The sequence below is a fragment of the Acinetobacter sp. 16 genome (genome assembly GCF_033439925.1).
GTDB classification, from domain to species: Bacteria; Pseudomonadota; Gammaproteobacteria; order Pseudomonadales; family Moraxellaceae; genus Acinetobacter; species Acinetobacter junii.
In genome coordinates this window covers 2,092,801-2,106,727 of sequence record NZ_CP137746.1, presented here as the reverse complement: position 1 = coordinate 2,106,727, position 13,927 = coordinate 2,092,801, and the positions used below count along the sequence as shown (strand labels likewise).

The window sequence follows — 13,927 nt, the reverse complement described above, 5'->3', positions numbered from 1 at the left end:
GTTCTCCTTATTTCCAACCTGGGAACCACAACGTTGGACCGAAATCGCTATCCAAGGCTGTTTTAACTTTTGTTGAGTTTTGATAAATCTCGACAAATTTCTGTAGTTTGTTGTCTTTGTCCTGATAATCATCACGCACCACAAATAAAATCGCATAACGTTTATTGGTGTTGTCATCAAACAACAAGGCACTTTCAGGATCAGCCGTTTTGGCTAAACGTAAGTAATGTGGATAGCCAAAAGCGAGATCAACATCATCAATGGCACGTGCAGTTTGAGGGCCTTCAACTTCGGTAAATTTCAGGTTCTTCGGATTCGCTGTAATGTCCTTCAGTGCAGAAAGGTGATTATTGCTGTCTTTCAGCTCAATCAACTTAGCTTGTTGCAATAGCAATAAAGCACGCCCTTGATTGACAGGATCATTCGGAATCGCAACAGTTGCACCATTCGGAAGTTCATCAAAACTTTTATATTTTTTTGAATACAGTCCAACATGTGAAGCCGCACCCGCAGCAAATGACTTTAATTTAAAGCCAGTTTCTTTAATGACATTATCCAAAAAAGGTTGATGCTGGAAAAAGTTCGCATCAATATCGCCATGATTCAAAGTGATGTTTGGGGTATTCCAGTCTGAAAACTCGACCAATTTGACATTCAAACCTTGTTGTTTGGCTTCATCTGCTGCAACTTGCAGTGGATGAGCAAAAGAAGGACTGATCCCAATCACCAGTTCAGTGCTATGGTTCTGTCTTTGTTTATTCCAAATCAATAAGGCAATAATCGCAACAACGACGACAAGGCCAATACCAAGCCATTTTTTAGAGGCTGTTTGAGCCATATATTTCTCCAATTCTTTTCTTAAATGTTAAGCACTAATTTCTTCAATTATTTTTAGGTAATCTACGTTGTTATGCTGTCTACATCGGAACTGATCGGCAGGATGGCTGGCAGCTAAATGGTCCCCTTGGGTAAACAGTTTGTTCCGCAGTGAACCCGTTGCATATTCAGTTTTATAACGTCCACGTTGCTGTAACTCAGGGATCACCAGTCGAATGAAGTCATGGTGTGATTCAGGTACAACCGTACGCGTTAGGTTAAAACCATCCATGCCAGTTTGATCGAGTAGTTCAATGAGATATTCAGCAACTTCAGCACCACTGCCTACAATGAGCGGATAACGTCCACCCAAAACATGCTGTGCTTTCAGATCATTTTTGCTGATGCGCTGTTCTTTAAACTTCTCATTGACGGAAGCAATGCTATTGCTCTTTTGATAAGGAATCACTTCTTCATCTGCAAACTTAGAAAGATCAATTCCGACTGAACTAGCATAATGCGCTAGACCTGCTTCAGGGCTGGCATATTGACGATATTCAGCCAGTTTTTGCTGGGCAAGTTCATGTGTTTCCGCGACGACAACGGTAATGCCGACAAAGATTTTAATCGCATCTTCATCTCGCCCTTGTTGCTGTGCTTGTAGTCGTATCTTATCGACTTGCTGACGAATCTTTTCAGGCTGATCACCACCAATAAAAATACATTCCGCATGACGTGTAGCAAACTGTAAACCTTTCGGTGATGCACCAGCTTGGAATAAAGTTGGAGTACGTTGCACCGAAGGTGCAACCTGAAATACACCTTGGCTTTGGTAATATTGACCTTGATGATTGATCGTGTGGACTTTATTGGGATCAGTAAAAACGCGCTGTTGCTTATCTTTTTTTAAGGCATCATTTTCCCAAGAACCTTCCCAATATTGATAGCAAAGTTGTAAAAACTCCTCGGCCTGATCATAACGAGCATCATGATCTTTTAAACCTTTTTGCCCAATTAAGCGTTCGGCACTATCCAGATAGCCTGTGACAATATTCCAGCCGAGACGACCTTGGGTTAAATGATCAAGACTGGCAAAACGCCGTGCAAATTGATAGGGCTGCTCATAACTGAGATTGACGGTCACACCAAAACTTAAATTCTGTGTCACCAAAGCCATTGCCGAAATCAAGGTGGAAGGATCATGACTTGGTAGTTGAATTGATTCTTTTAAAGTCAGCTCAATCCCATTTTGATAAACATCATAAACACCTGTAATATCTGCAAGGAATAAGCCATCAAACAAACCTTGTTCTAAAGTTTGTGCCAGTTCAGTCCAATAACTCAGTTCATTAAAGCGATGTGATTGATCCCGCGGATGTGCCCATAAGCCATGATTGATATGACCGACACAGTTCATATCAAAGGCATTTAATAAAATTTTTTTAGCAGTCGTTTGACTCATTACAAAGTCCCCCGACGTGGCGGCAGAATGCCATTCAACACATAATTACCGATAAAGTAATATTTCCAGCGTGCAGCATCATGCAAGGTATGTACACGTGCATTACGCCAATGTCGATCCAGACCGTCAGCACGTTGACTGCCACGACTACCTGCCAATTCAATCAGTTTCGATGATGCCTTTAATGCTGTTTCAGTACTATGTGCACGTATTTTTGCAACATCAATCGAGGCTTTGGCTAAGCTCTCAGCATTCAACTCATATTTAGCAGCATCAACAGATCGAGCTGCTTGTTTGAGGAGTAATTCGCTGGCTTTGACATCGGTTGCCACACGACCCAGCGCAGACAGGGTTAAAGGATCTTGAGTGGCGGAATCAATATTGGCATCAATCCAAGGACGCGCCACACGTACACGCTCCAGTGTTTCTTCAAAAGCTGCACGGGCAATGCCGACTTCAATCGCGGCATGCATGATTTGAGCAAAGGGGCCAACCAAAGACAGTTGCTTAAAGGCGGTATCAAAAGGAATCACATCCTCTTTGGCAACGAAGACCTGATTAAATTTGACTGTACCGCTGCCCGTGGTGCGTTGCCCAAAGCCAGACCAGTCATCAATCAACTCTAAGCCTTGACTGTCTCTTTTTACAAAAGCCAGAAATTCATTACCCGCTTCATCCACCACTAAGGTTGGAATACGATGGGCGAATAGGCTACCTGTGCAATAAAACTTTTCCCCTTGAATCAAATAGCCGTTTTCACTGGGAATCAATGTGGTTTGCTTATGTGCAGAGGTGCGTGTTTTAAATTCAGCCAGTGCATTACCAAAGCGCGCACCTTGTAACACTTCTTGATAGAGACGTTTCTTTTGCGCTTCCGTACCAGTATTGCGCAATACTTCCAATGCATAAAAATGGTTTTGTGGAATCTGACCGATTGAACCATCCGCGCCGCTAAACAGCGCAATCACTTTGGCAACGGTAAGACTTGAAACCTCTGCACCGCCGTATTGCTTAGGTACGGTAATTGCCCATAAACCTGACTGACTATAGGTTTCGATTTCAGTAAACGGCAAGTTTCGATTGGCATCACGTTCAACCGCATTTTGTTTAAACTGTTGACTGAGTTGAGTTGCAATTTCCAGTGCTTCGCTATCGCTCTGAATAACATGCGCTGCTTTAAAATTGGTTTTGGCAAAACCTTGTAGTTCTTGATAAGAGGTCATGATGATGTGCTCCTTAAATCCAAGCATGGCGGGCAGGCTGTGTACCATTGAGGTAATAGTCACCGATGGCATGGAATTTCCAACGCACAGGATCGTGTAAGGTATGTACGCGAGCATTGCGCCAATGCTGATCAAGATTATGTTGGCTCAGGCTGGCACGGCTTCCACCAAGTTCCAGTAGTTTTTCTGAGATATGCAGGGCAGCATCATTGGCATAGATCTTTGCTTCCGCTACTAAAATAGAGGCATGTGCAGCTTGCTCAGCAGAAATTGCAGCGATTTGATCAAGTTCGTCTAGATATTCAGCAGCATCATCCAGTAATAAAATGGCTGCATCGAGCAGGATATTGAGCTTGCCAACTTCTTGTAAGGTGTAATGTTCTTCACTGGCTTTTTCTACACCTGCATCAATAATGGGACGTGCTTTACGAATGCTAGATAAAGTGTCATCAAAAGCTGCTTCGGCGATTCCAACATCAATCGCGACTTGCAGCAGTTGAGAATAGGCACCACGAACATTTGGAGTATCTGCAATAATGCGTTCATCAAAGAATAATGTGGGATCAGCGATGACATTGTGGAGTTTTATTGTTCCGCTGGCTGTGGTGCGTTGACCAAAGCCATTCCAGTCATTAATCACTTCAACACCAGCAGCATGTCGGTCAACGATCGCCAAGACGGTGTAGCCATCTGGATGCAAGGCACGAATCGCTAACCAATCTGCAAAGCTGGTCCCAGTCGAGTAAAACTTTTCCCCGTTTAAAAAGTATTGACCATTTTCCAAGCTTAAAGTGGTTTGAATGGCTTTGGTATCTTTGGAATTTTTTTCAGGTCCACCATTTGCAATGCGTTTACCTGCAAGAATTTCAGTGTAGATAAACTGTTTTTGTGCATCTGAACCCGTGATATTAATAAAATTTAAAAGACCGAATTGGTTTTGTGGAATTTGCCCAACATTGGCGTCTGCTTTACTCAAAATACGAAACACATGGGCCAAAGTTTTATTGGAGACAAAAGCACCACCATATTGTTTTGGAATACGGATACCGCCTAAACCCTTTTGACTAAACTGATTGATTTGTTCCGTTGGCAAAATACGATTTTGGTCTCGTTTATTTCGTTCTTCTAATGCAAAGTCAGCAACTTGATAGGCAGCATTAATGGCCTGCTGATCATTTAAAATCAGTTGTACTGGAGCTTGGATCACTGATAGATTACTGGACATGTAGACACCTCTAATAGATAAGAGGAACTTTACAAAAGTTTTACTTTTCCACTAAACCATCAGTTTTGGCTTGTATATCACAATAATTGTTAAGCATTTTTTATGAGAAAAATGAAATAAAAAGTGATATTTAAATTTTAGTGAAAACAATTGTTTATCACTTTTGATGTAAACCTAAAGCTACAAAAATAGTTTTTTTATGACTAAATAGAATAACTTCATCTAAAAAATGTATAGCAAGCTTTAGCCAAAATTAAAAAAGATAGAGCAAAAACGACATTGTAATCATTCACTTTTACTTCTAAAGTAGGGAAAAGTTTATGTTTGATCGAATAGAAAAATAAATTTGGAGTGTCTATGCGGGTTTTATACCAATTTCCTTTATCTCACTATTGTGAAAAAGCTCGCTGGTTGTTAGATCATAAGGAATTGGACTATGTTGCACATAATTTAATTCCAGGTTTTCATCGCGCGTTTACCTATCTCAAATCAGGGCAATTTTTTTTGCCAATGTTGAAAGATGACAAACGCTGGGTTGCAGATTCAACCAAGATCGCCCTCTATCTTGATGCGACTTATCCCGAACATGCATTACTTAGACGTGACGAAAGTTTACGCAAACAGGCTCTTGATATTGATGAGTTTGTGGGTGAATTAGGGATTCATGTACGCCGTTGGACATTAGCACAGGCACTTTCTATTGGTGATCATCCACTTGAAATTATGATGGGTGAACAGGGTTACTTACGCCAATTTGAGAAAATCTCAAAACCTATTTTGAAGAGTTTAGTTTCAACGAATTACAAACTGAATCCAGAAAAAGTTGAAAAATCGAAAATACGAATGACGGAATTGATTGCAGATTTAAATCAGCGTTTGATCGATAATCAAGGACGTTATTTGGTTGGAGATCGTTTGGGATTAGCCGATATTGCAGTCTGTTCTATGCTGGCACCGCTGCTTGTGATCAAGGGTACTCCTTGGGAACTTGAAAATGATGATCTTGAGCAATTTTCAGGTGAATTGAAACAATATCATGACGATTTACTTGATCTACCATTAGGACAATATGTACAGCGTATTTATGCAACTGAACGTAACGCGCGAGTGGATTGGCGTGGAATGTGATCGCTAATCCACACCAATATTAGCCTTGATACAAAATATCAGGGCTTTTTTATGAGAAATTAAATGGGGTAACTATCAAAAATCTAAGAAATTATTAATGAATAACATGATTTATTAAAAGAAAATTCGTTTTAAGCTAAAAATATTAGAAATATTTTCCAAATTTACTTTAAAAAAAGTTAAAAGAGGGAAATAATTGTAAGAAGGCTTTGTTATCTTATGTTTCAGGGTGTGATGGGGATCGAAACGAGTTGTTTGACTATTGGGAGATGAGTCGAACATTTACTCAAAAGGTTTTGTTTCGGCTTTGAGACAAAGATAAACCAAAAGTTTATCGGAATAATGTTCGTGTTATCCATACAACATTGTCAAAAGTTAAACGTATGTTTTCCCTTGACCCTTAAAAATTTGTTTTAAGCAGTTCCGATAAAATAAGTTAGAAATCATATGGACTGTACTATGGAATTAGATCGATTTGATAAGCAAATTCTTGAAATTTTGACTCATGAAGACGTAAATCTGAATGAATTGTCAGAGCGTATTAATCTATCTGTAAGTTCAGTGCATCGCCGTATTAAAAATTTAATTGAATCCCAAGTAATGGGGCAACTTAAACGAGAAATTAACTTTAATAAGCTTGGTTTTAGTCTGCACATTCTTTTGCAAGTGTCGCTTAGTAAGCATGACAGCGAAACTTTTGATAAGTTTTTAGAAGAAATTGAAGATATTCCAGAAGTGATCAATGCATTTCTGGTAACAGGGCAGAGTGCAGATTTTATTTTAGAACTGGTAGCGAGAAATATGGATGACTACAGTGAAATTTTATTACGCCGTATTGGTAAGATCGACAGTGTAGTCGCACTTCATTCGAGTTTTGTGATCAAAGAATATAATGTTTTCAACTGTTATAAGCTTTTAAATAAGCTATAAAAAATGCATCTAAAAAGATGCATTTTTTACTCATTTGAATCAGTTAAGCATCGAGTTGAGCTAAAACTTCTTCTGTAAATTCCACGTTTGTATAAACGTTTTGAACATCATCAAGATCTTCAAGCATATCAATCATTTTCATGATCTGTTTAGCTTGATCGATATCGTTGATTTCAGCTTTAGTCGATGGGCTCATGACCACTTCGGCATTGTCAGATTTTAATCCTGCTGCTGTAAGCGCATCTTGAACATCACCAAAACTTTCTGGACTAGTGATAACTAAGATACTGTCTTCATCGATCTCGATGTCATCAGCACCAGCTTCTAAGGCAACTTCCATCACTTTGTCTTCTAATGAAACATCATCAAAAGAAATTTCGCCGCGCTTAGTGAATAGGTACGCTACTGAACCGTTGGTACCCAAGTTGCCATTGGTTTTACTAAAGCAATGACGAACATCTGGAACAGTACGGTTTAAGTTATCAGTCATGGTTTCAACGATAACTGCAACACCACCAACACCATAACCTTCATAGGTTACTTCTTTTAAATCATCATTATCTTCGCCACCAGCACCACGTTGGATCGCACGGTTGATGGTGTCACGTGTCATATTCACAGAAAGTGCTTTTTCAACAACGGCACGTAAACGAGGGTTACTCGCTGCATCTGGCCCGCCTAAACGTGAAGCTGTTACGATTTCACGGATGTATTTAGTAAAAACTTTACCGCGACTTGCATCTTGTTTAGCTTTACGATGCTTAATATTGGCCCATTTAGAATGACCCGCCATGGAAGTAACTCCAAAAAATTAAAACTCAAAAAAGTGCGTGAATATTAGCATAGCGATAGTTTTGTTGAAAACCACCGCATTAAGCATTCAAAATTTAAATTCCTGATCATGTATTAAAGATTGATCAGAAAGAATGCAAAAATTAGTTAATCTTTACGTCAATATCGTATTCAGCATAAAGAGCTTTGATTTGTTCCAAATCTTTTTGTAAATCTGTAGGATAAATTTTTCCTAAAATACCACCTTGTTTTGTACGTGCATTGGCATACATCAAAATAATAGGTACGTTGGCTGCTTTAGCAATATGCCAAAATCCTGTACGAATTGGTTTGCGATCTTCACCATTTTTTGCGCGTGTTGCCTCTGGAGCTATGACTAAATTAAAGCGCTCATTACGCTTAAATAAGTCGACCATTTGCGTCACTATGTCTTTATTTGCTTTACGATCAACAGGAATGCCACCTAGCTTTTCTAAAATAGGTTTAAGAGGACCTTTGAAGAGTTCCTTTTTAATCAATGTATGAACTTTGAGTTGTAAAATTTCAAACAAAGCGAGTGAAAGAATAGTATCTAGATTTGATGTATGTTCAAATCCAATAATCACTTGTTTTTGTTCCAAAATTGCGGGATCAACTTGATATGTCCAGCCTGCTGCCTTAAAGATTGATTTTCCAATAATTTTTTTCATAGCAGTCATTCATCGTTCAAAAGAATCACAGCAGTTTAATATGACTTATTGTGAAAATATATATCCTTAACAACCACAACTTCATGATTTCGGCAAATTGAATATTTTTCAAGGAATAGCAAATAATTCTGATCTGTTGATTCAGTGATATGTAAGGTTGTTACCATAACAAACTCGTAATCACAGCATGAATATGCTGAACTCACTTAATTTAGATTCGAGAAAAACTTGGTGAAAAGCTTTAAGAAGTGGCTAAAACAAATGATCAATCAATACCAAGTGAGTTCTAGATCAGAGACATCGAACTCTAATATAGCAACTGCATATGATGAAACTGAAGTTGAAGCCATAGTGCCTATGCAAATAAGCCATGCTGGAATGCGCTTCATCATGGAGTTTGAAGATCTGAGATTAAAATCTTATGATGATGGAGCAGGCACTTGGACTATTGGATATGGAACAACGATTTATCCAAATGGAGTGATAGTTAAAAGAGGTGAAACCTGCACTGAAAGTGAAGCAAAAGCTTATTTTCAACATGATTTATTAAGGTTTCAGCGTACAGTAAATCAGCTTGTTAATGTTTCATTAAAGCAAAATCAGTTCGATGCCCTTGTATCATTGACTTATAACATTGGTGAAAATGCATTTAGAACATCAACATTATTAAAGTATCTAAATATGGGTGAATATTCAGCAGCAGCCGAACAATTTGGGGTTTGGAATAAGGCTGGAGGGAATGTGATGCGTGGATTGGTGAGACGTCGACATGCTGAAAAAGAACTATTTCTAAAATAATTATTGGAATTCTATTCAATAAATTAAGATTGAAACAGTAAATACGTTAAGGGGGACTTTCTAATAACGAATAGAGCTATCGTAACTCTAACTGGTGATCATCTTGAGTTAGCTTAATTTTAATTTTTCTGTACTTACGCTTATTAGGTTCTATAGCAGAATGTTTTAATTCGTCTGAAAATTTCTTTTGATGCATAAGTTCAGTATAGGTTTTATAACCTAAAATAATTCGACTTGGATATTGTCCATTTCTATTTAAATAGTACTCAATAGATTGGTTTAATTCTTCTAATATACTAATATTGCACATATTTATAAGATGATCTTAGATTCGATCTTATCCTAACATAAAAATTAAGCTTTGTAATGTAAATGCAATATTTAAATTCTATGAAAATTTTATTCGAGAGATTTTAATTTTATATTCTATTTAATGGTTTATCTAATAAGAAATAAGCCCACTTCTATAAGTAGGCTTGCTGAGCAAATTTAGTAATATTCTAAGACCGTAAGATGAAAAGTTTATGGTATTTTCAGCTATAAGTTTTGATATTTTTGACTGGAATTAACTAAATTAGCAAATGGAGTTAAGAGTTCAATGCAAGAACAGAAATATTACTTGCTTGTAAACCTTTTTTACCTTGCATTACGTCAAATTTAACGCGTTGACCTTCAAAAAGTGTTTTAAATCCGTTGTTTGCAATTTCGCTGTAGTGAGCGAAAACATCTTGACCATTATCTGACTGAATAAAACCAAAACCTTTAGTTTCGTTAAACCATTTAACTGTACCATTCATACCATTTGACATAATAATAATATCCTTTCTCTTGATGAGAATAAATTTATAAAAGACTGATTTTAAAATAATAAACTTGAAACTAAAATATCAAATAAGCGGGAAGTATTCATGCAAAATGAGAATTTTAATGAGACAAAAATATATTTTCTTATCGTGTATATTCACTATACGCTTTATATGTGAATTAGCAATCTTTATTTTTAGATTAAAAAATGAACCAATATTAATGTTATGAATTACATAAGATTAATACAGAATATTTTTCTAAAAAAACTTAAATAATTGGATGCGGGGGTTGGATTTGAACCAACGACCTTCGGGTTATGAGCCCGACGAGCTACCAGACTGCTCCACCCCGCACCAGTGAGTTGACGTTATACGCGGTATAATTGATAAGGTCAAATAAATCTTCAATAAATAATGCTATCTGAAGTATTTTTAACCTTTATTGAGGTTTTAACATGATTTTATCTATAATTAATAGATCTTATCTTGACCTACTAATCGTGTTTTAAAGCGGCGATGGAACCACATATATTGTGTTGGTTGAGTACGAATTTGATTTTCTAATATTAAATTTACACGAGTCGCATCATTAATTTCATCATTTGTGGGAAAATTCTCAAGCTGCTTCTCTAATAAAATATGATACTGAGGATTTTTAATATCACCAGTTCGATAGAAAAATAAAGGAATCGCTACAGCATTTGCAATTTTAATTAGACGCCTATGTGCGGTTAATGTTGCTGCCTGTACACCGAAAAAGGGGGCCATCACACCTTGTTTCAGTCCAAAATCTTGATCGGGACTATACCAGATAGCTCGTCCAGCTTTTAGACTGCTAATTAACCCTTTCATATCATCTTTTGAGATTTGATGTTTATAGCTAGATGCTCTGCATCTTGTAATCATCATATCAAGTAGAGGATTGTTTTGAGGGCGATAAACTACATCTAGATCAAAGAAGCGACTACTGATAAATCCTCCAGCATCCAGTAGCGTGGTATGACTTCCTAATAGTAATATTCCATGTCCTTTTGCTGATTTAATGTGTTCGATACCATGAATATGAATTCTATTTTCATACCATTTAGGGCAATACCATGCATTTAATGCTTCAAATACCCCAAGCATGGTATTGAAAAAGACCTCTTGACCATCTTTGTATAATGATTCAGCATCTTTTTCGGGAAAACATATCATTAAGTTTTTAAGTGTAGTTTTTCTTCTTGAATGAAGATATTTCCATGCAAATTTTGCTAAACAATTTGCAACTCTGTGCTGAATAGACCAAGGTAATATTGCACCGATCATAAGTAAGGATATTGCAATCCAAATACCCCAGTATTTGGGCAGTAAAAAAGCCCACTGAAACTTTCCTGCCTCATAATGTTTGTTGGTTTTCATAGCAGTCTGTTTCGTTTAAAAAACTCACCAGCCTAGCATATTTTAGATTTATTTGTTTTAGAGAAATCTTTACTTCTAGAAAAGCATATTCACTATATTCTTAAGTTATTATTTTACATTAGATTAATGTATCTAGAATTGAGATGTGAACCGTACCGGGTTTGTCGGAGAGTCAATATTCTGAGAGACTATCCCGATGACAAAATTAAAATATACCCCTGAAATCAGAGAAAGAGCGGTTCAATTATTGATTGAATCTGAAAAAGATTATCCTTCTACTTGGGCTGCAATCACAGCAATTGCGCCTAAGATCGGTTGTACTCCTGAAACACTTCGTGCCTGGCATCAAAAGCATTTAGATCAGCAAAATCCTATTAAAGTACAACAGATATCTGATCAAGAAAAAATGAAGCAAATGGAACGTGAAATTAAAGAATTAAAGCGTGCCAATGAAATTCTATGTAAAGCAGCCGCTTTTTTCGCCCAGGCGGAGCTCGACCGCCCATACAAATAATGGTGGATTTTATCCATAACAATAAAGATCGATATGGTGTTGATGCGATTTGTAGGATTTTACCGATCGCAGCTTCAACCTATTACCGAACTTTAGATCTCGCTGACAATCCAGAACATCGAGCGAAACGAGATCTACATGATGAGCATCATGCTGAACAAATTAAACGAATTTGGAAGGAAAGTTCAGGTCGATATGGTGTACGTAAAGTCTGGCAAAAATTAAAACGTGAGGGTTATGTTATTGCACGTTGTACAGTTGCTCGATTGATGCAAAAGCTAGGTATACAAGGTCTTTGGCGTGGTAATAAGAATAAACAAACCACCCGTAACCGAGATGACCAAAAACGGGCAGATGATTTAGTGAAACGTAATTTTAATGCTGATCATCCAAACCAACTATGGGTGGGTGACTTTACCTATATTCAAACTCATTCAGGCTGGGTATATACCGCATTTGTTATTGATGTGTTCTCACGAGCCATTGTTGGATGGAAAGTATCTACACGGATGAATACAGATATGGTGCTCGATGCATTGGAGCAAGCATTGCATGATCGAGGCATGCCAAAGAATGTGATTCATCATTCCGACAGGGGTGTGCAATATCTTTCGATTCGCTATACCAATCGTTTAGAAGCAGCAAATTTAAGAGCATCAGTCGGTACGACTGGTGATTCATACGATAATGCTTTGGCTGAAACAGTGAATGGCTTATACAAAACAGAGGTGATTGAATATTTAAAAGCAGATTGGCAAGGTTTAGCGGATGTACAGCTTGCGACACTAAACTGGGTAGATTGGTTCAACAAAAAGCGTGTACACAGTGCACTGGGTTATGTATCGCCTTTTGAGTTTGAAGCAATGTACTATGATAAGATTAACCCGTTAGGTCAGGTGGCCTAACTTAAATAAAAAGTCTCCGACAAACCCGGTACGGTTCAATGTTATTCACGGCTCAATTCTTTGGGTAACGTTCATCTGATGGCGAACAGTACTTATATTTTCGTAAATGATTTTACGCATACGATTGATAGGGTAATCCCCCCTAAAAATAATAGGATCTAAAAGTAGAATTTTCTCTTAAGATACGAGCAGGAGATTCTGCATGAAAACATCTAAATTTACTGACAGTCAGATCATGTCCATCTTGAAACAGGCAGAATCTGGCACACCTGTAGCGACCCTTTGCCGTGAACACGGCATGAGTAATGCTACCTTTTATAAATGGTGTGCCAAATATGGTGGTATGGATACATCATTAATGGCTCGACTGAAAGAGCTAGAAGCCGAAAATACCAGACTTAAAAAGATGTATGCGGAAGAGCGATTAAAGGCCGAAATCATCCAGGAAGCGATGACAATGCACTCATTGCTGAACAGCTCATTGAACTCACTGAGGAAAATTCCGATTGGGGCTTTGGTTTGTGCTTCTCGTATTTACGGCATGTTGAGAGTTGCTGCTGGAATCACAAGCGGGTTTACCGCATTTACTGTGAGTTGGCACTGAATCTGCGTATTAAACCGAGAAGAAGACTAAAACGGCATGCGCCTGAACCATTGAAAGAACCAATCCGAGAAAATCAGATTTGGTCATTAGATTTTATGCATGATCAGCTTTCCGATGGTCGCAAGTTTCGATTATTGAATGTGATTGATGATTACCGCCGCGAAGGCCTAGCCATTGAAGCAGGGTTCTCATTGCCCACAATCAGGGTTATTCGTACGTTGAATCAATTGCTGGAGTGGAGAGAAAAACCGTTAGTGATCCGATGCGATAATGGTCCCGAATTTATCAGTCACGAATTTGTGCGCTGGGCTACTGAGCACGGTATTCGTATTGAATATATTCAACCGGGTAAGCCACAGCAGAATGCGTATATTGAACGCTATAATCGGACCATACGTTATAGTTGGCTGAGCAAGCATTTATTTGATACTTTGGATGAAGTACAAGATTATGCAACAAACTGGTTGTGGCATTACAACCATGAAAGACCACATCAAGCTAACAAAGGAAAGCCACCTCTAATGGCTGCTTAACCTCTACTTTTAACTTCGGTTATTTATGGGAGGATTACCGTAGAAGAAGGAGCTTTAGCTGATTTACTGTTAGTAAATGTGAATCCACTTGAAAATATAAA

General features: G+C 37.9%; 13 protein-coding genes, 1 tRNA gene, 1 pseudogene and 1 other annotated feature. Of the genes and pseudogenes, 5 read left to right on the top strand and 10 right to left on the bottom strand.

Annotated features, from left to right (window positions below; genetic code table 11):
- Nucleotides 1-7: 7 nt before the first annotated feature.
- The 4 genes from R2H34_RS10345 to R2H34_RS10330 are packed head-to-tail and all read right to left on the bottom strand — an operon-like array spanning nucleotide 8 to nucleotide 4,726.
- Nucleotides 8-838, bottom strand: coding sequence for a MetQ/NlpA family ABC transporter substrate-binding protein (locus R2H34_RS10345; protein ID WP_087540788.1), 831 nt, complete (start codon nucleotides 836-838; stop codon nucleotides 8-10).
- Between the two features lie 27 nt (nucleotides 839-865).
- Nucleotides 866-2,278, bottom strand: coding sequence for an LLM class flavin-dependent oxidoreductase (locus R2H34_RS10340; protein ID WP_087540790.1), 1,413 nt, complete (start codon nucleotides 2,276-2,278; stop codon nucleotides 866-868).
- Complete coding sequence (locus tag R2H34_RS10335) at nucleotides 2,278-3,501, bottom strand: SfnB family sulfur acquisition oxidoreductase (RefSeq protein ID WP_087540792.1); 1,224 nt, start codon at nucleotides 3,499-3,501, stop codon at nucleotides 2,278-2,280. The genes R2H34_RS10340 and R2H34_RS10335 overlap by 1 nt, the downstream gene beginning before the upstream one ends.
- 13 nt (nucleotides 3,502-3,514) lie before the next feature.
- Nucleotides 3,515-4,726 carry an SfnB family sulfur acquisition oxidoreductase gene (locus R2H34_RS10330; RefSeq protein ID WP_087540794.1) on the bottom strand — a complete coding sequence of 404 codons (1,212 nt, stop codon included), beginning with the start codon at nucleotides 4,724-4,726 and terminating at the stop codon, nucleotides 3,515-3,517.
- 357 nt (nucleotides 4,727-5,083) lie between these two features.
- Here R2H34_RS10330 and R2H34_RS10325 point away from each other — a divergent pair, with 357 nt between their 5' ends.
- A complete protein-coding gene (locus R2H34_RS10325) occupies nucleotides 5,084-5,854 on the top strand; it encodes a glutathione S-transferase family protein (RefSeq protein ID WP_087540796.1) in 771 nt (256 codons plus the stop codon).
- Nucleotides 5,855-6,313: 459 nt separating this feature from the next.
- Nucleotides 6,314-6,784 (top strand): Lrp/AsnC family transcriptional regulator, encoded by a 471-nt coding sequence (locus tag R2H34_RS10320; protein WP_087540798.1) that lies wholly within the window; start codon nucleotides 6,314-6,316, stop codon nucleotides 6,782-6,784.
- 43 nt (nucleotides 6,785-6,827) lie between these two features.
- On the opposite strand, the gene R2H34_RS10315 is transcribed toward R2H34_RS10320, so the two are convergent.
- Both R2H34_RS10315 and R2H34_RS10310 read right to left on the bottom strand, forming a co-directional pair.
- Entirely contained in the window at nucleotides 6,828-7,577 is a 750-nt protein-coding gene (locus R2H34_RS10315; RefSeq protein WP_004954784.1) for a YebC/PmpR family DNA-binding transcriptional regulator, read from the bottom strand.
- 142 nt (nucleotides 7,578-7,719) lie between these two features.
- Nucleotides 7,720-8,274, bottom strand: a complete 555-nt coding sequence (locus R2H34_RS10310; protein WP_004962575.1) for a 1-acyl-sn-glycerol-3-phosphate acyltransferase — start codon at nucleotides 8,272-8,274, stop codon at nucleotides 7,720-7,722.
- A 222-nt stretch (nucleotides 8,275-8,496) separates the two neighbouring features.
- Between R2H34_RS10310 and R2H34_RS10305 the strand changes: the two genes are divergently transcribed.
- On the top strand, nucleotides 8,497-9,063 hold the full coding sequence (locus R2H34_RS10305) for a lysozyme (RefSeq protein WP_004962571.1): 567 nt from the start codon (nucleotides 8,497-8,499) through the stop codon (nucleotides 9,061-9,063).
- A gap of 76 nt (nucleotides 9,064-9,139) precedes the next feature.
- Here R2H34_RS10305 and R2H34_RS10300 read toward each other — a convergent pair whose 3' ends face one another.
- The 4 genes from R2H34_RS10300 to R2H34_RS10285 all read right to left on the bottom strand — a co-directional run bounded on the left by R2H34_RS10300 (nucleotide 9,140) and on the right by R2H34_RS10285 (nucleotide 11,270).
- Nucleotides 9,140-9,373 carry a hypothetical protein gene (locus R2H34_RS10300; RefSeq protein WP_004962567.1) on the bottom strand — a complete coding sequence of 78 codons (234 nt, stop codon included), beginning with the start codon at nucleotides 9,371-9,373 and terminating at the stop codon, nucleotides 9,140-9,142.
- A gap of 277 nt (nucleotides 9,374-9,650) precedes the next feature.
- Nucleotides 9,651-9,872, bottom strand: coding sequence for a cold-shock protein (locus R2H34_RS10295; protein WP_004911781.1), 222 nt, complete (start codon nucleotides 9,870-9,872; stop codon nucleotides 9,651-9,653).
- 274 nt (nucleotides 9,873-10,146) lie between these two features.
- Nucleotides 10,147-10,223 (bottom strand) — tRNA-Met (locus tag R2H34_RS10290).
- Between the two features lie 117 nt (nucleotides 10,224-10,340).
- Complete coding sequence (locus tag R2H34_RS10285; RefSeq protein WP_087540799.1) at nucleotides 10,341-11,270, bottom strand: lauroyl acyltransferase; 930 nt, start codon at nucleotides 11,268-11,270, stop codon at nucleotides 10,341-10,343.
- A gap of 196 nt (nucleotides 11,271-11,466) precedes the next feature.
- Here R2H34_RS10285 and R2H34_RS10280 point away from each other — a divergent pair.
- Together R2H34_RS10280 and R2H34_RS10275 are read left to right on the top strand one after the other, a co-directional pair.
- A protein-coding gene (locus R2H34_RS10280; RefSeq protein WP_108565306.1) for an IS3 family transposase occupies nucleotides 11,467-12,689 on the top strand; the annotation gives its coding sequence in 2 pieces (ribosomal slippage) (nucleotides 11,467-11,743 and nucleotides 11,743-12,689; 1,224 coding nt in all).
- Nucleotides 11,742-11,858 (top strand) — a sequence feature (AL1L pseudoknot). (Overlaps the previous gene by 117 nt.)
- 202 nt (nucleotides 12,690-12,891) lie before the next feature.
- Nucleotides 12,892-13,826: pseudogene (locus tag R2H34_RS10275) on the top strand (IS3 family transposase).
- Nucleotides 13,827-13,927: the final 101 nt, after the last annotated feature.

Excerpts from the sequence above, each read along its gene's own strand:
- R2H34_RS10340 (WP_087540790.1), bottom strand. The coding sequence starts at position 2,278 with ATGAGTCAAACGACTGCTAAAAAAATTTTATTAAATGCCTTTGATATG.
- R2H34_RS10300 (WP_004962567.1), bottom strand. The coding sequence starts at position 9,373 with ATGTGCAATATTAGTATATTAGAAGAATTAAACCAATCTATTGAGTAC.
- R2H34_RS10315 (WP_004954784.1), bottom strand. The coding sequence starts at position 7,577 with ATGGCGGGTCATTCTAAATGGGCCAATATTAAGCATCGTAAAGCTAAA.
- R2H34_RS10330 (WP_087540794.1), bottom strand. The coding sequence starts at position 4,726 with ATGTCCAGTAATCTATCAGTGATCCAAGCTCCAGTACAACTGATTTTA.
- R2H34_RS10295 (WP_004911781.1), bottom strand. The coding sequence starts at position 9,872 with ATGTCAAATGGTATGAATGGTACAGTTAAATGGTTTAACGAAACTAAA.
- R2H34_RS10285 (WP_087540799.1), bottom strand. The coding sequence starts at position 11,270 with ATGAAAACCAACAAACATTATGAGGCAGGAAAGTTTCAGTGGGCTTTT.
- R2H34_RS10310 (WP_004962575.1), bottom strand. The coding sequence starts at position 8,274 with ATGACTGCTATGAAAAAAATTATTGGAAAATCAATCTTTAAGGCAGCA.
- R2H34_RS10335 (WP_087540792.1), bottom strand. The coding sequence starts at position 3,501 with ATGACCTCTTATCAAGAACTACAAGGTTTTGCCAAAACCAATTTTAAA.
- R2H34_RS10320 (WP_087540798.1), top strand. The coding sequence starts at position 6,314 with ATGGAATTAGATCGATTTGATAAGCAAATTCTTGAAATTTTGACTCAT.
- R2H34_RS10325 (WP_087540796.1), top strand. The coding sequence starts at position 5,084 with ATGCGGGTTTTATACCAATTTCCTTTATCTCACTATTGTGAAAAAGCT.
- R2H34_RS10345 (WP_087540788.1), bottom strand. The coding sequence starts at position 838 with ATGGCTCAAACAGCCTCTAAAAAATGGCTTGGTATTGGCCTTGTCGTC.